This window comes from Ruegeria sp. AH3, from assembly GCF_056536265.1.
This window is the reverse complement of the sequence record NZ_JBQFJL010000001.1, coordinates 1,684,653-1,702,861: the sequence shown is the minus strand read 5'-3', so window position 1 is coordinate 1,702,861 and position 18,209 is coordinate 1,684,653. Positions and strand designations below refer to the sequence as shown.

Here is an 18,209-nt window from a genome sequence, read left to right as displayed (position 1 = left end):
ATGGAAACCACCATCCTCTTTGCCCCGCTTGTGGGCGCGCTGCTCTGCGGATTTGGCTGGCGCTTTATTGGCGAGAAGGCGGCCATGTGGACTGCGACGGGCCTGCTGTTTCTGGCCTGTCTGCTGTCATGGATCGTGTTCTTCACTTTTGACGGCCACACCCAGCAGATTGAAATCATGCGCTGGATCGAGAGCGGATCGCTGTCGACAAGCTGGGCCATTCGTCTGGACCGTCTGACGACGATCATGCTGATCGTGGTGACGACCGTTTCGGCGCTCGTGCACCTTTACTCCTTCGGATACATGGATCACGACCCGCAATGGCGTGAGGGCGAAAGCTATAAGCCGCGTTTCTTTGCGTATCTGTCCTTCTTTACTTTCGCCATGCTGATGCTGGTGACTGCGGACAATCTGGTTCAGATGTTCTTTGGCTGGGAAGGCGTGGGTGTCGCATCCTACCTGCTGATCGGGTTCTACTATCGCAAGCCAAGCGCCAATGCCGCGGCGATGAAAGCGTTCATCGTAAACCGCGTGGGTGACTTCGGCTTCGCGTTGGGGATCTTCGCGCTGTTCTTCCTGACTGACAGCATCAATTTCTCGGATATTTTCGCGTCGGCTCCGGCATTGGCGGAAGAAAAGCTACACTTCCTCTGGGGTGAGTGGACCGCAATCGAAGTGATCTGTGTTCTGCTGTTCATCGGCGCCATGGGCAAATCGGCTCAGCTGATCCTGCACACCTGGCTACCGGACGCGATGGAAGGTCCGACCCCGGTGTCGGCGTTGATCCACGCCGCAACCATGGTGACCGCAGGTGTGTTCCTCGTCTGCCGCATGTCGCCGCTGATGGAGTTCGCACCGGGTGCGACCGGGTTCATCGCCTTCCTTGGGGCCTCGACTGCGTTCTTCGCGGCTACTGTGGGTCTGGTGCAGACCGATATCAAACGCGTGATTGCCTATTCGACCTGTTCTCAGCTGGGCTACATGTTCGTGGCGGCTGGTGTCGGCATGTATTCGGCGGCGATGTTCCATCTGCTGACGCACGCGTTCTTCAAGGCGCTGTTGTTCCTTGGTGCCGGTTCGGTGATCCATGCGATGCATCATGAGCAGGAGATGACCGAATACGGCGGCCTGCGGAAGAAAATCCCCTATACCTTCTGGGCGATGATGATCGGGACGTTGGCCATCACCGGTGTGGGTATCCCGTTGACCACGTTCGGCTTTGCCGGGTTCCTGTCCAAGGACGCAATCATCGAAAGCGCTTTTGTGGGCGGCACGGGCTATACCTTCTGGATGCTGGTGATCGCGGCGATGTTCACCTCGTTCTATAGCTGGCGTCTGATCTTCTTGACCTTCTACGGCGAGCCGCGTGGCGACAAGCATACGCATGAGCACGCGCATGAAAGCCCGATGAGCATGCTGATCCCGCTGGGTGTGCTGTCACTGGGCGCGGTGTTCTCGGGGATGCTGTGGTACAACCAGTTCTTCGGCTATACCGATAAAGTGGCCAAGTTCTATGGCATTCCGCTGGCGGAGGAGACCGGCGGTCATGGTGAGGTCGCCGCGGACGCAGGCCATGGCGAGGCCAAGACAGATGACGGCCACGGTGAACCCAAAGCCGACAAAGGCGAGGGCGACTACAAGGCCGACAAAAAGCACGCCAGCTTCGGTGGTGAACCGGGTGATGGTGCGCTGTACATGGCACCCGACAACAACGTGCTCAACGATGCGCACGAGGCTCCGAAATGGGTCAAAGTATCGCCCTTCGTCGCGATGCTGCTTGGGTTCATCGTGGCCTATTGGTTCTACATCGTGAACACCTCGCTGCCCGCACGTCTGGCGGCGAACCAGCGACCGCTGTACCTGTTCCTCAAGAACAAGTGGTACTTTGACGAGATATACGATGCGATCTTTGTTAAACCTACCGTTGCACTCGGTCGGTTCCTGTGGAAGCGCGGTGACGGCAACACGATTGATGGCTTCCTGAACGGGGTTTCGATGGGCGTGGTGCCGTTCTTCACTCGGCTCGCAGGCAAAGCTCAAACGGGTTACATCTTTACTTACGCCTTCTGGATGGTTTTGGGCATCGCCGCTCTTGTCACCTGGATGTCGATCGGCGGAGGCGCACACTAATGGACAATATCCTATCTATTGTCACCTTCATCCCCGCCATCGCCGCAGGCATTCTGGCCCTGTTCCTGCATGGTGAGGACGTAGCCGCGCAGCGCAATGCGAAATGGGTCGCGCTGGTTGCAACAACTGTAACCTTCCTTGTCTCGATCGGCATCTACACAGGGTTTGACCCGTCCAATACCGGCTTCCAGATGGTGGAAGAGGGTGAGTGGCTGCTTGGTCTGAAATACAAGATGGGTGTCGACGGCATCAGCGTTCTGTTCGTACTGCTGACCACCTTCATCATGCCGCTGACCATTCTTGCCAGCTGGAACGTGACGGACCGCGTCAAGGAATACATGATCGCCTTCCTGCTGCTGGAAACGCTGATGCTGGGCGTGTTCATGGCGCTGGATCTGGTGCTGTTCTACCTGTTCTTCGAGGCCGGTCTGATCCCGATGTTCCTGATCATCGGTATATGGGGCGGGGCGAACCGGATTTACGCGAGCTTCAAGTTCTTCCTGTATACCTTCCTCGGCTCGGTTCTGATGCTGGTGGCGATGGTGGCAATGTACGCCGACGCGGGCACCACGGATATCGAGGCGCTGATGAGCCATCAGTTCTCGTCGGATGGGTTCAGCGTGCTGGGCATCTATATCGTCGGCGGCATGCAGACGCTAATGTTTCTGGCCTTCTTCGCGTCCTTCGCGGTGAAGATGCCGATGTGGCCGGTCCACACTTGGTTGCCGGATGCGCACGTTCAGGCTCCGACGGCGGGCTCGGTCGTTTTGGCAGCGATCCTGTTGAAGATGGGCGGCTATGGCTTCCTGCGGTTCAGCTTGCCGATGTTCCCTGTGGGCTCAGCCGTAATGACCGATCTGGTGCTGTGGATGTCGGCGATTGCGGTGGTCTACACCTCGCTGGTAGCGCTGGTGCAGGAGGATATGAAGAAGCTGATCGCTTACTCCTCGGTCGCGCATATGGGCTTTGTGACCATGGGGATATTCGCGGCAAACCAGCAGGGCATTGATGGGGCAATTTTCCAGATGCTCAGCCACGGGTTCATCTCGGCGGCGCTCTTCCTCTGCGTCGGCGTGATCTACGACCGGATGCACACCCGTGATATCGAGGCCTATGGTGGCTTGGTCATCCGGATGCCGGCTTATGCGTTGGTCTTCATGCTGTTCACCATGGCCAATGTGGGCCTGCCGGGTACGTCCGGTTTCATCGGAGAATTCCTGACCCTGATGGGTGCCTTCCAGGTTAACACTTGGGTTACGGCGGTGGCCGCGACCGGTGTGATCTTCTCGGCAGGTTATGCGCTGTGGCTGTATCGCCGCGTGGTATTCGGTGACCTGATCAAGGAAAGCCTGAAAGCCATCACCGACATGAGCTCGCGCGAGCGGCTGATCTTCGCGCCGCTGATCGTGATGACCATTCTGCTTGGGGTTTATCCCTCGCTGGTGACCGACGTGATCGGGCAATCCACCGCTGCGCTAATCTCGAACTATGACACGGCTCTGGCCGCGGCTGAGGCCGCGACCCAGACGGCCGCCTCGCATTAAGGGAGCTTTGGAGACATGATCCAGGCTGATCTGACAATCATCCTGCCGGAAATCGTTCTGGCAATCTATGCGATGGCGGCGCTGATTGGGGCTGTCTACACCACCAAGGACGCGCTGGCGCCGGTTCTGGTCTGGGCCACTTCGGGGCTGATGGCGGTCCTGGCGATCTGGATTGCGATGAATGGCGACGGGACCAACGTGGCCTTTAATGGCATGTTCGTGGATGACGGCTTTGCCCGGTTCGCGAAAGTGGCAATCCTGCTGTCTGCTGCAGCCGTATTGCTGATGAGCCAGGAATACATGGCGCGCCGTGATCTGCTGCGCTTTGAATATCCGCTGCTCGTCGCGCTTGCAGCTGTGGGCATGATGATGATGGTCAGCGCGGGCGATCTGATGTCGCTTTATATGGGGCTCGAACTGCAATCGCTGTCACTTTACGTTGTGGCCGCCCTGCGGCGCGATAGCGCCAAATCCACCGAGGCCGGTCTGAAATACTTCGTGCTGGGCGCGCTGAGTTCGGGTCTTCTGCTTTACGGTGCGTCGCTGGTTTACGGCTTTACGGGAACCACTTTGTTCTCTGGCATCATTCAGACCGTACAACACGGGGAAATATCGGTTGGCCTGCTGTTTGGTCTGGTCTTCATGATCTCTGGTCTGGCCTTCAAGGTCTCGGCTGTGCCGTTCCATATGTGGACGCCGGACGTGTACGAGGGCTCTCCGACCCCGATCACGGCGTTCTTTGCTACGGCGCCGAAAGTGGCAGCTATGGCCCTGTTCGCGCGCTTGATGCATGACGCGTTCGGAGGCGTGATCAAGGATTGGCAGCAAGTGATCGTGCTGCTCTCGGTCCTGTCGATGTTGCTGGGTGCGGTCGCGGCCATTGGGCAGCGCGACATCAAACGGCTGATGGCGTTTTCCTCAATTGCCCATATGGGCTATGCGCTGATTGGTCTGGCCGCCGGTACCGAGATGGGTATCAAGGCGATGCTGATGTATCTGGCCATCTATGTGACGATGAATATCGGCACCTTCGCCTTCATCCTGATGATGGAGCGTGACGGCAAACCGGTAACAGATATCGACGCACTACGGCAGTTCTCGAAACGGGATCCGGGCAAGGCGCTGGCTGTCCTGATCCTGATGTTCAGCCTTGCGGGTGTACCGCCGATGCTGGGTTTCTTTGCCAAGTTCGGCGTTTGGCAGGCGGGTATTGACGCTGACCTGTTCGGGCTGGTGATCGTGTCGGCTATCGCTTCGGTCATCGGTGCATTCTATTATCTGCGGATCGTGTTCTACATGTATTTCGGCGCCGAGAATGAAGACCCGATTGAAACCCGTTCGACACCTGTTCTTTGGGCGGCGCTGATGGGATCTGCGGCCCTGATGCTGATCGGCGTGTTCTACCAATTCGGCGTGGAAGGTGCAGCAGCAGCTGCGGCGGCGACGCTTGTCAACTGATCTTGTCGCACCCCAATCACCTGAGGCTCGGTCGCTTGACCGGGCCTTTTTGACATGAGCGACTGGCCGCAGGGATATGGCCTGCACGTTCTGCAAGAGGTCGACAGCACGCTGAATGAGGCGGCGCGACTGGCACCGACTGCGACAGGCCCCGTCTGGATCATGGCACATCACCAGACCGCAGCACGCGGACGACGTGGCAGAGTTTGGGCCAATCCGAAAGGAAATCTGGCGGCGACGCTTCTGATGCGACCAGATGGAAACCCTGAACAAGCGGCGCTGCGCAGCTTCGTGGCTGCGTTGGCGTTGTTTGATGCCTGTGTGGCGGTGACCGGGCGTGCGCAGGGGTTGTCTCTGAAGTGGCCGAACGATGTTTTGCTGAATGGCGGCAAACTCGCAGGTATATTGCTGGAAAGCACCGGGCAAGGCAGGGGTGTCGCGCATCTGTCTATCGGCATCGGTGTCAACCTGTCCGAAGCACCCACGGCGGATAAGGTCGAACCGGGTGCGGTGCGCCCAGTTTCATTGATGTCCGAGACCGGCGCTCAGGTCACGCCCGAGGATTTCCTGACCGAACTGGCCGCATCTTATGCGCGGTATGAGGCGCAGTTCACCACCTATGGGTTTGAGCCCATTCGCACCGCCTGGTTGTCCCGCGCCGCCAAGTTGGGAGAGGTCATAACCGCCCGTACCGCAACGTCGGAAACGGTCGGAACCTTTGAAACGGTGGACGCGGCCGGCAACCTTGTCCTAAACACCGCCAAAGGTCGCGTCAGCATACCTGCCGCGGATGTCTATTTCTGAAGGGGGCGCCTATGCTTCTGGCTATTGATTGCGGCAACACGAACACCGTTTTCTCGATCTGGGATGGCGAGAGATTTCTGTGCACCCTTCGTACTTCGACCCACCATGCGCGCACAGCGGATGCGTATTTCACATGGTACTCGACTTTGGTGAAACACTACGGGATCGAGGCTGACATCTCGGATGTGATCATTGCCTCGACCGTGCCGCGTGTGGTGTTCAACTTGCGGGTTTTTGCAGACCGGTTTTTCGGATGTAGGCCACTTGTTGTCGGCAAACCCGATTGCCTACTGCCCGTGAACCCGCGCGTGGATGAAGGAACCGTGCCCGGCCCGGACCGTCTGGCCAACGCGGCGGCTGCGTTTGATCGCCATGGCGGAAACGTGGTGGTGGTTGATTTTGGTACGGCAACAAATTTCGACGTGGTCGCGGCGGATGGTGCCTATGTCGGTGGTATCATTGCTCCCGGCGTGAACTTGAGCCTTGAGGCATTGCATCAGGGTGCAGCGGCGCTGCCGCATATCGACATTACAAGACCCGAAAAAGTGATCGGAACAAACACGGTTGGCTGTATCCAGTCTGGCGTGTATTGGGGATATTCCGGTCTGATCGAAGGGCTGATCTCGCGCGTGAAGGCCGAATACGGAATGGCGATGAAGGTCGTCGGCACCGGGGGGCTGGCGCCTCTGTTCGATCAGGCAGATGTGGGCTTTGACGCTATCGAGGATGATCTGACGATGCACGGGCTGACCGTGATCCATCGCTATAACAAGGAAAATGGCTCAACATGAGCAGTGAACGACTGATCTATCTGCCGCTGGGCGGTGCAGGCGAAATCGGTATGAATGCCTATGTCTACGGCTATGGCGCGCCGGGAAAAGAACGACTGATCCTCGTCGATCTGGGCGTGGCGTTTCCGGACATGGATACCTCGCCCGGCGTCGATCTGATCTTTGCCGATATCAGCTGGTTGAAAGAGCGTGCCGACCAGCTTGAGGCCGTCTTTGTCACCCACGCGCATGAGGATCACATCGGAGCCGTGGCCCACTGTTATGAAGCATTGGGCGCACCGATTTATGCCCGTGCCTTCACAGCCAATATTGCGCGGCGCAAGATGGATGAACATGGCCACCCGACCGAGGCGGTGCGGACGGCTTCGGCCTGGCCCGAACAGATCAAGGCGGGTCCGTTTACGGTAGGTTTCCTGCCCGTGTCACACTCGATCCCCGAAAGTGCAGGGCTGGTGATCGATACGCCTGAAGGCCGTGTTGTGCATTCTGGAGACTTCAAGCTGGATGCAGACCCGGTTGTGGGCGAGCCCTTTGACCCTGATCTGTGGGCTGAGGTTGCCAAGCCGGGCGTCAAGGCGTTGGTCTGTGACAGCACCAACGTGTTCTCGTCTCATCCCGGACGTTCGGAATCCGAAGTGGGTCCCGAGATCACGCGTCTTGTGCAGGGCGCAAGCGGTATGGTGATCGCGACGACCTTTGCATCGAATGTGGCGCGCGTAAAAACACTGGCCGAGGCCGGGCAGAAAGCCGGACGCTCGGTTGTCTTGCTGGGTCGCGCGATGCGGCGGATGATCGAGGCTGCGACTGAGACCGGTATCCTGACCGATTTCCCCAAGGTTATCAGCGCTGAAGAGGCCGTCGATGTGCCGCGCCAGAACCTGATGCTGATCGTCACCGGCAGCCAAGGCGAACGCCGTGCAGCCAGCGCCCAACTCGCGCGCGGCAAATATCGTGGGCTTGAGGCGAAAGAGGGCGATCTGTTCCTGTTCTCGTCCAAAACCATCCCCGGAAACGAGCGTGGGGTGATCCGTATCATCAACCAGTTGAGCGAGAAGGGCGTCGATGTGGTCGATGACAGCTCGGGGCTTTACCATGTCTCGGGTCATGCCAACCGGCCTGATCTGGAACGTGTTCACGCGTTGGTCGATCCCCAGATGGTTATTCCGATGCATGGCGAACATCGTCACCTGCGGGAGCATGCCAAGCTGGCCGAAGCGGGCGGGCGCACCGGGGTTCTGGCAGTGAACGGCACCATGCTGGATCTGACTGGCAATGCGCCCAAGGTGGCAGATTATGTCGAAACGGGTCGGACCTATCTGGATGGTTCCGTGAAAGTGGGTGCATTGGATGGTGTTGTGCGCGACCGTATCCGTATGGCGCTGAACGGCCATGTTACGATCACGGTCATTCTGGATGAAGAGGACGAACCTTTGGGCGAACCCTGGTGCGACACCATGGGGCTGCCCGAGATGGGCTCGTCCCGTGCGGGGCTGGTCGAGGTGTTCGAAGAAGACCTCAATCAGTTTCTGATGCGTGCTGGAGCCAAGACCCTGCGTGATGATGACAAGCTTGAGGAAGGCTTGCGCCGGATCGCGCGCCAGACTGCGCAGGCCGAGATCGGAAAGAAACCAGAAGTGACCGTGGTGGTCAGCCGGATGCGCTAATCCGCGTAGGGCATCGGATAGCCCCGAAGCTGCAGGAAAAGGCTGGCCTCTTCGTTGTTGAGAAAGAAGGGCACGGTTTCAGGCGGGTTCGGGTCCGCCGCGCGGGCGGCGATTTCGGCCAGAACGACCTCGGTGATGAAGGGCAGATCGTATTCACGGGCTTGCCGGACTTTCACCCATTGCAGATGCGACAGCTCGTCCGACGCGTGGGTGAAGTCATCCAGATCACCTTGTATTGCATCGGCATCAACCAGAAAGAACCGGGCATCGAACCGGCGTGGTCGTCCGGGTGGTGTCACCGCGCGGAACACAAATTGCAGAGCTGAGGCGGAGGGGAGGAAACCCATCTGAGCAAAGCTCTGCCAATCCGGGGGCACGGCACCTTTCCAGACGCCCGGTTGCCCAAGGATCAACCCGGTTTCTTCCCACAATTCGCGGATCGCAGCGGCAGCGAGAGCACCTTGCAGCCCGGCCTCGGACTGCTGCGACAGACGCTCGTTGCACAGATCGGGTAGGGCGGACACCAGGGGTACATCTGCATCCGCCGGGTCAACCGCTCCGCCGGGGAAGACAAATTTGTTTGGCATGAACGCGGCTTTTGCCCCGCGTTGCCCCATCAGAATCGAGGGATCGCCAAGCCTGTCACGCAGAACGATGACAGTTGCAGCGTTGCGAATGGCGGTCTTGTCCGCACTCATGCGGATCTGCCGAACCCATGCATGCGGCGTGCCCATTGATAGGCGACGACTGCCCCCTTAAGTCTTGGCAATAGATACAGCGACAAGGCGACACAAGCGATCGAAAACCCGATTGCCATGGTCCAGGGGCCGGGCCGCCAATGCACGTAAGAGACATGCAATGCTGGTGCCAGAAGATGCCCAACGATCAGAATTGTCAGATAGGCCGGTCCGTCATCGGCGCGATGATGAAACAGCTCCTGCCCGCAATTCGAGCAGCTATCGTTCACCTTGAGGTAGCTGTGCAGCAACTTGCCTTCGCCACAATTCGGGCATTTGCCCCGAAATCCCCGGATCAATGCGGGTTTGGTCGGGCGTTCTTCCTCGATCGTCGTTTCAACAGTCTGATCAGTCATATGAATCTCGCGCGTTTATCCTGAGGTCATATAGGCTTGGCCAGGCCATGCAGGAAAGGGGGGTGCGTCGCTTTGCGGCGGCGAAGCCGAACCTAGCAGGAAATGCCCCGCATTCAAACCGGGTGGAAAAAAGTTGATCAGGCGGCGACGGAAACCCGCACATGCAGCGTTTGAATTGGTATCAGCAGCGGCAAGGGGCCGCGCATATCAGGGGAATAAGTTATGAACAGAAAAATCTTCATCTCCGTCGTCGTTGGGGCCGCACTGGTCATCACCGCAACTTCGGCATTCGCCAAAGGACCGCGGGCGACGTTTGAAGAGCTGGACATTGATGGCGACGGTCAGGTGACGCTGACCGAGATCACCGAGCATCGCATGAAGAACTACACTTCTGCCGATACCGATGGGGACGGGCAACTGAGCGTCGAGGAAATGCAGGCCGCCGCTCAGGCCAAGGCTGCGGATCGTGTAAAGGGGATGTTCGAAAAATATGATGCCAACGCGGACGGGTTTCTGAGCGAAGATGAATTGCCCAAACCGCGCCGGGCCTCCAAGATGTTCGAGCGTATCGATGCTGATGGTAACGGGTCGATCTCGGAACAGGAATATGCGGATGCAAAGGATCGGATGGGTCGCAAGCACAAGCGACATCACAAGTCGGATTCTAACGACAACTGATGCAGGATGGAGGATCTGACCTCTTATCCGGACATGGTGCATGGCGGTTCATCCGCCATGCCCGAGCCCAGCAACGAAGCGTTGTTGGACCTGTTCGCTGATGGCGATGCCAATGCCGCTCGTCTGCTGACAGACAGGTTGGGGCCGCGCTGCTATTCGGTAGCATTGCGAATGCTGGGCAATCGGGCCGAGGCCGAAGACGTCACACAGGAGGCGATGATGCGCCTGTGGAAGATGGCCCCGGACTGGGTATACGGGCAGGCGCAGATATCGACCTGGCTTTATCGTGTGACGTTGAATCTGTGCGTGGATCTGCGGCGCCAAAAGCGGCCTGATACGTTGGAGAATGCGCCCGAACCCGAAGACGGCTCTGCCAGTGTGGTCGACAAGATGCAGGAGGTCGCGCGACGGGACGCGTTGCAGAATGCCTTGGATCAGTTGCCGGACCGGCAAAGACAGGCCGTCGTTTTGCGGCATATCGAGGAATTGTCCAATCCCGAGATCGCAGGGATCATGGAGATTTCTGTTGAAGCGGTTGAAAGTCTGACCGCGCGGGGCAAACGGGCTTTGACGGCGATACTGGCTGGGCGCAAGGATGAACTGGGGTATGAACATGGCTGATCATGGCAAGGAACTGGAAGGTCTGTTTGCGCAGGCGCGCGCCACGCGTGACGAGTTTCCTGACGATCTGGCAGTTCGGATCGAAACTGACGCCGAAGCGCTGCGATTGGCGCGTGTTGCACAGGCGGCGCGACCGACATGGCGTTGGCGCATGGGGTCGATCGGCGGCTGGCAAGGGTTGGGCGGACTTGTGGCTGCCAGCGCCGCGGGCGTTTGGATTGGATTTTCTGCACCATCTTTCCTGCCGGACCCGGCAGAGTATTTTGTGTCATCAGAGACGACTTTTCTGATCGCCGACCTGAGCTTGGATGATAACTTTCTGGAGGATGCGGAATGACAGATGCGCCTGCACCCAAACGTCGATGGATGCCGATTCTGCTGGTTGTTTCGCTGGCTCTGAACTTGATGGTGGCCGGGGTCGCCCTTGGGACAGTCCTGAGATTCAAAGGCCAGGACCGCGTCGCTGCCCCTCCTGGTTTCGGGCCGTCGCTTTATCATGCACTCCCGAAATCAGAACGCAAAGCGCTGCGGGGTGAGTTGTCAGCTCTGCGTGGCAAAGGTTCGCACCGGCGCCAGCAGGATTTCAGCACGCTCAGTCAAGCGCTGAGGGTTGTGCCATTTGAACCCGCTGCGGTTCAGGCGCTGCTGGAACAACAGGCGCAGGCAACTGCGGATCTTCAAGAAGCGCTTCATCAACAATGGCTGGCGCAGATCTCGGCCATGAATGACGAAGAGCGTACAGCCTATGCCGATCGGCTGGAGGAAGTGGTCAAGCACGGGGCACGCAAACACAAAAAACGGGACTGACCTGTCAGGCCGCAGATAGCCGGATATGTACTTGATTCCGGCCTGCTTTTTTGGCCGCATAAAGCGCCTTGTCAGCAGATCGGATAAGTTGATTGACCGGATCAGCTGTGCTGGGCTGGCTCAGATCTCTGGGGGCACACAAGTTGAGGCCGACGCTGATCGTAACCGGGATCAACGTGGGGTGATCGGGCAATTGGAAGGGTGTGCTGCAAATGCTTTTGCAGACGCTGTCAGCCTGCTGCAAGGCTTGCTTGGTCGAGGTTTCGGGCAGGCCAATCATGAACTCTTCTCCGCCAATGCGGGCGACGAATCCAGTAGGACCCATTGCGGTCCGAATCCTGCGCGCGGCCTCGCACAGCACACAATCGCCTGCGGCATGACCAAAACGGTCGTTTATGGATTTGAAATGATCAAGGTCGGCCAGCATGACGGCAAAACCACGCCCGGTGCGCAGTGAATCATGCGCAATCTGGTCGAGCGCGCGCAAGGCATAGCGTCGATTGTGCAGACCCGTCAGAGGGTCAGTCAACGCCTCCGTCAGACCCTGTCGCAATGTGTCGCGCAGCCTGTCATCGCGGGTTTTACGGGCAATCTGCGTCTCAAGTCGCAGGGATATTTCGTCGGCGTTGAAGCCTCCAATGCAAACGGCGTCCGCACCTCGGTCAAGCGCTTCGGCGGCAAGGTTTGCGTCATTGTCCTTCAGTACCGCGATCAATACCGTGTGCCGCGTGCCACTGCGCGAGCGTAAATCGGCAAGCAACTTGGATGCAGAGCTGTCCGCTCCAAGTTCGACGACGATGGCATCCGGAGGCGCTTCGCCGAGGACACCCTGCAGGTTCGGCAAGGTATGGATGCTCAACCGATGTCGGGTTTGAGCACACAGTGCTTTACTCCACAGCGCTCCGGTACGGGGCGTATGTGTCAGAACCGCGATGTGAGCCGCAGGGTGAGGTGCGATCAACGTGGCAGCGGGTTCGGCAAACCCGATCGACTGCGATGCGTCTTTGACACTGAGATCTTGTCTATCAGCGCGCGCGCGCAAAAGGCTGCGGACACGGGCCAGCAAAAGCGTATCTTTCAGAGGATAGCCAAGCACATCGTCCAACCCGTCTGAAAGCGCGCGAAGCCGTGCTGCCTTGTCATTTTGTGGAGCGATGGCCACGATCGGCACGTCCGCCAAAGCAGGGTCCGACTGCATCAACCTTTTGACATCTGCTGCTGATCCATCCGGCAGAGTTTGAGCAGTCAGAACAAGATCAGGCCGCGTACGCCGCAGCAAAGCGGACAGGCCCGCCACTTTCTCGCCCTGTACGACGTGATACCAAGCCGCTGTCAGCTGCACCTTGAGCATGATGCGATTGGTCGAAACGCCATCGAGGACGAGTATGGTGCCTTGCTCGGACATGGCCGTTCACCGTTTGATTGCATGCATTGCCAAAGTGTTTATGAGTCTGGTTAACAAACCCTTTCCAAGAGACGATCCGGGACCAGATAATGCCGATATCTGCCGATGCCGCCGAAACCCTGGCCTTGAAAGTTCTGAGCTGGCTGGTTGGAAATGATGAGCTGTTGCCCGTTTTTCTGGGAGCCAGTGGGGCATCCACCGAAGACCTGCGCGCGCGTGCGGGTGAGGCGGAGTTTCTGACCTCGGTTCTCGATTTCCTGATGCTTGACGATTCGTGGGTGATCGCCTTTTGTGACGCCAATTCCGTCCCTTATGATCAGCCGGGTCAGGCCCGTGCGATGCTGTCGGGACCATCGGAAATGCACTGGACTTAATTTGTAGGAGCCTCTTTGAATGCCTATCGATGCCTTATTGTTCGACAAGGACGGAACACTTTTTGACTTTGCCGCCACATGGGGTGCTTTCGGGCGCGTCGCACTGGAGCGCTTGTCGGTAGGCGACACGCAGCTTGCATCCGAAATGGGTAAAGCCATCGGATTTGATTATACTGAAGAAACCTATGAGGCGGACAGCATCGTAATCGCCGGAACGGTCGATGAAGTCGCCGAGGTTTTAAAGCCTCATCTGCCCGAGACACCTAGGTCAGAGCTTGTTGACACCCTAAACCGAGCCTCGGCAGAGGCGCGGCAGATTCCATCTGTGCCACTGGCGCCGTTTCTTGAAGGTTTGAGGCAGGCTGGATTGAAGCTAGGCGTTGCCACAAATGATGGAGAGATGCCGGCGCTGCAGCATCTCGACTCGGTTGGTGTGCGGGATCACTTCGATTTCGTCGCCGGATATGACAGTGGCCATGGGTTCAAGCCGGGGCCGGGGCAGTTGCTGGCCTTTGCCAAACATATCGACATCGACCCGTCGCGAATTGCCATGGTGGGTGACAGCCTGCATGACCTCGAGGCCGGGCGTGCAGCGGGCATGGTGACGATTGGTGTTTTGACGGGAATGGCCCCGGCGCAGATGCTGGAGCCGTTGGCGGATGTTGTGCTGCCCGATATCGGGCATATCCCCGGCTGGTTAGCTAATTGCTGAACAACTGAGTTGAAAATCGCCATGATATAGGGTGAAACCGACATCTATTGTCGCAGACAGAGCGGCCATTACTCGGTGTTCGGGGCTTGCTTGAAGAAAGCAGCGTCCGGAGGATAGCCATGGCCGACAGCAGAACTCGCAAACGACGCAGTGGCGGTCGCGCTGGCGCTGCCGCACGTCGCGGCAGTGCCATTATCGATCAGATGCCTTGGAACCCGCCGATAAACATAGATCGACCGACCGAGCCTTTGGGACCCGACGGGGTTGAGGCGATTCATGAAGGTGCGATGCGTATCCTCGAAGAGATCGGGATCGAGTTCTACAACAAGGAAGCGCTTGATATCCTACGGGAGGCTGGTTGCACCATCAACGGCGACAATGTTCGGATGGGCCGCGATTTCGTCATGGAAATGGTGCGCAAGGCCCCGAGCAAATTCACGATCACCCCGCGCAACCCTGATCACAAGATCGAGGTAGGTGGTCGTACACTGCTGTTCGGAAACGTGTCATCTCCGCCGAATTATTGGGATATGGAGATCGGCAAGAAGGTCCCGGGTACCAGGCGGATGTGTCAGGACCTGCTAAAACTGACGCAATATTTTAACTGCATTCATTTTGCGGGCGGTTACCCGGTTGAGCCGGTCGATATCCATGCCAGCATTCGTCATCTGGATGTGCTCTATGATAAACTGACGCTGACCGATAAGGCCATGCACGCCTATTCTCTGGGCAAAGAGCGCGTTGAAGATGTGATGGAGATGGTGCGTATCGCCGGCGGTCTCAGCCACGAGGAGTTCGAAGCCGCGCCGCGGATGTACACCAACATCAATTCGACCTCGCCGCTGAAACACGACCACCCAATGATCGACGGCTGTCTGAGGTTGGCGCGGCGCGGGCAGGCGATCGTGGTGACACCTTTTACGCTTGCCGGGGCCATGGCACCTGTGACCATGGCGGGCGCGGTGGCGCAATCTCTGGCTGAGGCGCTCTGCGCAATTGCGTTGTTCCAATACGTCCGGCCCGGCATTCCCTGTGTGATTGGGACTTTTACCTCGAATGTGGACATGAAATCCGGCGCGCCTGCGTTCGGGACGCCGGAATATATGCGCTCGACTCAGATGACGGGACAGATGGCGCGGTTTTATGGGCTGCCTATGCGTTCATCCGGAGTATGCGCGGCCAATGTGCCTGACGGTCAGGCGATCTGGGAGACGTCGAATTCGCTCTGGGCGGCAGTGCAGTCGGGGACCAACATGGTCTATCACGCAGCGGGATGGCTAGAGGGCGGATTGATTGCCAGCCCTGAGAAATTTATCATGGATTGCGAAATATTACAGCAAATTCAGCGATATATGCAGCCAGAGATAAACGCGACCGGCCCGGATGAGATCGCGCTGGATGCCATACGTGCCGTCGGCAACGATGGGCATTTCTTTGGCATCCAACACACGCAAGATCGTTACTCCACCGCGTTTTATCAGCCCTTCCTGAGTGACTGGAAGAACTTCGAGGCCTGGGAAGCGGCTGGCGGTGTATGGACTGCAGAACGCGCGCATCACATGTTCAAGGAGATCGTGAACACCTTCGAGCCCCCCGCGCTGGACGAAGCGATCCGCGACGAATTGGCCGATTTTGTCGCCCGCCGAAAGTCGGAAGGGGGCGCACCGACCGACTTCTGATGCCCTTTGGTTTCAAGCTGAGATTACAACGCATTGTCTCAATCCAGTCATGGATTTTGGGCTTTTGTTAAGCTTTCTGGGGTCATCTAGACCGGATTTCTGATCCGGGGCTTTTCATGCATGGGCTGATCAACAGGGCGATCCAATCCTTTGTTTGCGCCACCTATGGCCGTCACTGCTGGCTGCGTGCGATGCAGGCCGCGGGGTTGGATTTCGACGAATTCGAAGCGATGTTAATTTACGGGGCAGATGTCTCGGTACGTGTTCTGGATGTGTTGTGTGCGGATCTGGAACGTTCGAAGCCAGAATTTCTCGAGGATCTGGGCACCTATCTCGTTTCGCACCCGAATATGGAAGGGTTGCGCAGGCTTTTACGCTTTGGCGGCGTGACCTATGTCGAGTTCCTGCATTCGCTGGATGATCTGTCGGATCGGGTTCGGCTTGCCGTCTCAGATCTTGTTCTGCCCGCGCTGGAGTTGCGGGAACACTCACCAACTGAATATCGTTTGCACTGCTTTCCCGGCCTTCCGGGTTATTCAAGTGTCATGACGGGGGTCCTGCGGGCCATGGCAGATGATTATGGTGCATTGGTAATTCTCACCCATGACGGAAAACAAAACGGTGCCGAGGTCATTTCGATCACCTTGGTAGAGAGTGCGTTTGCAAAAGGCCGTCATTTCGATCTGGGGGCACGGAGCGGATGAAGTGTACGCGCGATCTGGCCTCGTTGCTGGAAACTCTTTGTCCGATGTTCGTGCTGGTGGACGATACGGGACGGATCATTCAGGCTGGGCCAACACTTCAGAAGTTGCGACCTGAACGTCAAATGGCGGGCGAGAGTTTTCTGGATATCTTTGAGCTCTTGCGGCCCAGATCGTTTACCAACATCGCGGATTTGATAGCGACGCCGGGAACCAGGTTGCATCTCAGGTTCAAGGACACGCCTCTAACTGCGTTGAAAGGTCTGATCGCGCCGATGCCAAATGGCGGAGGGACCGTCGTCAATTTGTCGTTTGGCATTTCCATTCTGGATGCGGTTCGGGACTATGCTCTGACAAGCGCGGATTTCTCGGGCACCGATCTTGCGATTGAGCTTTTGTATCTGGTCGAGGCGAAGTCTGCGGCGATGGAGGCTTCGAGGTCGCTGAATTTGCGGTTGCAGGGGGCCATGCTCGCGGCGGAAGAACAGGCATATACCGATACGCTGACCGGATTGAAGAACCGTCGAGCAATGGATCATCTACTGGGCCATTTGATCTCGATGAAGGCGACCTTTGCGCTGATGCAATTGGATCTGGACTACTTCAAGTCTATCAACGACCGTTTGGGCCACGCCGCCGGGGATTATGTATTGCAGCAGGCTGCCCGTATCATGCTTGCCGAAACGCGCGGTGAGGACACGGTTGCCCGGGTTGGCGGGGATGAGTTTGTGTTGATTTTCAAAGGTATGACAGATCGCGATAAGCTTGGCAGGGTCGCTGGTCGGATGATTTCGAGCTTATGCGAGCCGATGCAATTCGACGGGACAGAGTGTCGGATCTCCTGCAGTATCGGAACCGCCTTATCAACTCAGTTCGAGGCGCCCAAAGCAGTCGATATCCTGCATGCTGCCGATCTGGCGCTTTATGCCGCAAAGCGAGATGGTCGATCTTGTCACCGTTTCTATTCGGAACTGTCGGGCGCGCATAAACCCGGTTGAACGCAAAGCTGCACGGTTGGGTTCAGAGCTGACCCAGAACTCTGGCGATGTGGCGCTGGACTTGTGGCAACTCGGATATTACCGGCATGACATGGCCGGTAAAGGCGGCGTGCTTCAGTTCTTGCGGAACATCCTCCAATACGTGCCCGCCGGTACAGGCGAAGAATGGCAGGCAGATTGCTAGCCCTTCAAAACCGGTCGCCGCATCCGCAATGGAAGGCGATTGCTCCACAAAGCCCGTATGGACGGATTTGAACGGAATATGCTGAACCAATGCGTGGGCGAAATCCTGTGCAACACGGGCCGGATTGGGGCTGCGACCAGATCCATGAGCTGCAATGACAAGATCGGTGTCCTCAGGTCTCCAGCCTTTGTCGATCATCACGTCGCTTAGCGACTCGGCTACCAGCAGGGGCAGTTCCGGATCAGTGCCCAAAGGGTCGAGAATTCTGACCGGTCGATCTCCGATCTGTTTGGGGAGCGCACTGGTTACAAACCAGCCACGCGCCATGAAGAGTGGATAAACAGCGGTATTCGTAGGCAGGCCATCAAGGCAGGCTTCCAACGCGCCCGGAGCTGCCAGAGTTGCCGAACAAACTGAAACGTGTTCACACAGAGCGTCGACTTGCGCAGCCAACGTTGCCAGCGCCGCCTCGGCGGGGGCTGGGTCAGAAGGTTGACCGTGGGCAACAATGACTGCGTTTGGCATATACGGGCTCCAGTTTGGTCCTGCGATAGGTGTCTCGATGG

At 57.8% G+C, this 18,209-nt stretch carries 19 protein-coding genes; 15 read left to right on the top strand and 4 right to left on the bottom strand.

What is annotated here, in order from left to right; all coding sequences use genetic code 11:
- From nuoL to ACR3EM_RS08540, 6 genes are read left to right on the top strand one after another with little or no spacing between them, the layout of a single operon-like run.
- A complete protein-coding gene (gene nuoL / locus ACR3EM_RS08565; RefSeq protein ID WP_480470300.1) occupies positions 1 to 2,130 on the top strand; it encodes an NADH-quinone oxidoreductase subunit L in 2,130 nt (709 codons plus the stop codon).
- Positions 2,130 to 3,674 (top strand): NADH-quinone oxidoreductase subunit M, encoded by a 1,545-nt coding sequence (locus ACR3EM_RS08560; RefSeq protein ID WP_480470299.1) that lies wholly within the window; start codon positions 2,130 to 2,132, stop codon positions 3,672 to 3,674. The genes nuoL and ACR3EM_RS08560 overlap by 1 nt, the downstream gene beginning before the upstream one ends.
- A 15-nt stretch (positions 3,675 to 3,689) precedes the next feature.
- Positions 3,690 to 5,132 carry an NADH-quinone oxidoreductase subunit NuoN gene (gene nuoN / locus ACR3EM_RS08555; protein WP_480470298.1) on the top strand — a complete coding sequence of 481 codons (1,443 nt, stop codon included), beginning with the start codon at positions 3,690 to 3,692 and terminating at the stop codon, positions 5,130 to 5,132.
- 54 nt (positions 5,133 to 5,186) lie between these two features.
- Positions 5,187 to 5,936, top strand: a complete 750-nt coding sequence (locus tag ACR3EM_RS08550) for a biotin--[acetyl-CoA-carboxylase] ligase (protein WP_480470297.1) — start codon at positions 5,187 to 5,189, stop codon at positions 5,934 to 5,936.
- Between the two features lie 11 nt (positions 5,937 to 5,947).
- Positions 5,948 to 6,727 carry a type III pantothenate kinase gene (locus ACR3EM_RS08545; RefSeq protein ID WP_480470296.1) on the top strand — a complete coding sequence of 260 codons (780 nt, stop codon included), beginning with the start codon at positions 5,948 to 5,950 and terminating at the stop codon, positions 6,725 to 6,727.
- A complete protein-coding gene (locus tag ACR3EM_RS08540; RefSeq protein ID WP_480470295.1) occupies positions 6,724 to 8,391 on the top strand; it encodes a ribonuclease J in 1,668 nt (555 codons plus the stop codon). The genes ACR3EM_RS08545 and ACR3EM_RS08540 overlap by 4 nt, the downstream gene beginning before the upstream one ends.
- Here ACR3EM_RS08540 and ACR3EM_RS08535 read toward each other — a convergent pair.
- Together ACR3EM_RS08535 and ACR3EM_RS08530 are read right to left on the bottom strand one after the other, a co-directional pair.
- Positions 8,388 to 9,089 (bottom strand): NUDIX hydrolase, encoded by a 702-nt coding sequence (locus ACR3EM_RS08535; RefSeq protein WP_480470294.1) that lies wholly within the window; start codon positions 9,087 to 9,089, stop codon positions 8,388 to 8,390. The genes ACR3EM_RS08540 and ACR3EM_RS08535 overlap by 4 nt on opposite strands.
- Positions 9,086 to 9,484, bottom strand: coding sequence for a DUF983 domain-containing protein (locus tag ACR3EM_RS08530; protein WP_480470293.1), 399 nt, complete (start codon positions 9,482 to 9,484; stop codon positions 9,086 to 9,088). Before ACR3EM_RS08530 ends, ACR3EM_RS08535 begins: the two co-directional genes overlap by 4 nt.
- Positions 9,485 to 9,706: 222 nt before the next feature.
- On the opposite strand from ACR3EM_RS08530, the gene ACR3EM_RS08525 reads away from it, so the two are divergent.
- Genes ACR3EM_RS08525 through ACR3EM_RS08510 form a run of 4 tightly spaced genes read left to right on the top strand, consistent with a single transcriptional unit; the run spans position 9,707 to position 11,590 of the window.
- The gene (locus ACR3EM_RS08525) at positions 9,707 to 10,162 is read left to right on the top strand and encodes an EF-hand domain-containing protein (RefSeq protein WP_480470292.1); all 456 of its coding nucleotides are present in this window, start codon (positions 9,707 to 9,709) and stop codon (positions 10,160 to 10,162) included.
- 6 nt (positions 10,163 to 10,168) lie between these two features.
- Positions 10,169 to 10,783 (top strand): RNA polymerase sigma factor, encoded by a 615-nt coding sequence (locus ACR3EM_RS08520; protein ID WP_480470291.1) that lies wholly within the window; start codon positions 10,169 to 10,171, stop codon positions 10,781 to 10,783.
- The gene (locus ACR3EM_RS08515; RefSeq protein ID WP_480470290.1) at positions 10,776 to 11,120 is read left to right on the top strand and encodes a hypothetical protein; all 345 of its coding nucleotides are present in this window, start codon (positions 10,776 to 10,778) and stop codon (positions 11,118 to 11,120) included. The genes ACR3EM_RS08520 and ACR3EM_RS08515 overlap by 8 nt, the downstream gene beginning before the upstream one ends.
- Entirely contained in the window at positions 11,117 to 11,590 is a 474-nt protein-coding gene (locus ACR3EM_RS08510; protein WP_480470289.1) for a periplasmic heavy metal sensor, read from the top strand. The genes ACR3EM_RS08515 and ACR3EM_RS08510 overlap by 4 nt, the downstream gene beginning before the upstream one ends.
- Positions 11,591 to 11,594: 4 nt before the next feature.
- On the opposite strand, the gene ACR3EM_RS08505 is transcribed toward ACR3EM_RS08510, so the two are convergent.
- Positions 11,595 to 12,995, bottom strand: coding sequence for a diguanylate cyclase (locus tag ACR3EM_RS08505; RefSeq protein ID WP_480470288.1), 1,401 nt, complete (start codon positions 12,993 to 12,995; stop codon positions 11,595 to 11,597).
- Between the two features lie 89 nt (positions 12,996 to 13,084).
- Here ACR3EM_RS08505 and ACR3EM_RS08500 point away from each other — a divergent pair, with 89 nt between their 5' ends.
- From ACR3EM_RS08500 to ACR3EM_RS08480, 5 genes are all read left to right on the top strand, one after another.
- Positions 13,085 to 13,369 carry a DUF3572 domain-containing protein gene (locus ACR3EM_RS08500; RefSeq protein WP_480470287.1) on the top strand — a complete coding sequence of 95 codons (285 nt, stop codon included), beginning with the start codon at positions 13,085 to 13,087 and terminating at the stop codon, positions 13,367 to 13,369.
- 19 nt (positions 13,370 to 13,388) lie between these two features.
- Positions 13,389 to 14,081 carry an HAD family hydrolase gene (locus ACR3EM_RS08495; RefSeq protein ID WP_480470286.1) on the top strand — a complete coding sequence of 231 codons (693 nt, stop codon included), beginning with the start codon at positions 13,389 to 13,391 and terminating at the stop codon, positions 14,079 to 14,081.
- A 119-nt stretch (positions 14,082 to 14,200) separates the two neighbouring features.
- Positions 14,201 to 15,760: a trimethylamine methyltransferase family protein gene (locus ACR3EM_RS08490; RefSeq protein WP_480470285.1), complete on the top strand. Its 1,560-nt coding sequence runs from the start codon at positions 14,201 to 14,203 to the stop codon at positions 15,758 to 15,760.
- Between the two features lie 116 nt (positions 15,761 to 15,876).
- Positions 15,877 to 16,464, top strand: a complete 588-nt coding sequence (locus ACR3EM_RS08485; protein WP_480470284.1) for a heme NO-binding domain-containing protein — start codon at positions 15,877 to 15,879, stop codon at positions 16,462 to 16,464.
- Complete coding sequence (locus tag ACR3EM_RS08480; RefSeq protein ID WP_480470283.1) at positions 16,461 to 17,459, top strand: diguanylate cyclase domain-containing protein; 999 nt, start codon at positions 16,461 to 16,463, stop codon at positions 17,457 to 17,459. Before ACR3EM_RS08485 ends, ACR3EM_RS08480 begins: the two co-directional genes overlap by 4 nt.
- A 22-nt stretch (positions 17,460 to 17,481) precedes the next feature.
- Here ACR3EM_RS08480 and ACR3EM_RS08475 read toward each other — a convergent pair whose 3' ends face one another.
- Positions 17,482 to 18,168, bottom strand: coding sequence for a CbiX/SirB N-terminal domain-containing protein (locus ACR3EM_RS08475; protein ID WP_480470282.1), 687 nt, complete (start codon positions 18,166 to 18,168; stop codon positions 17,482 to 17,484).
- Positions 18,169 to 18,209: the final 41 nt, after the last annotated feature.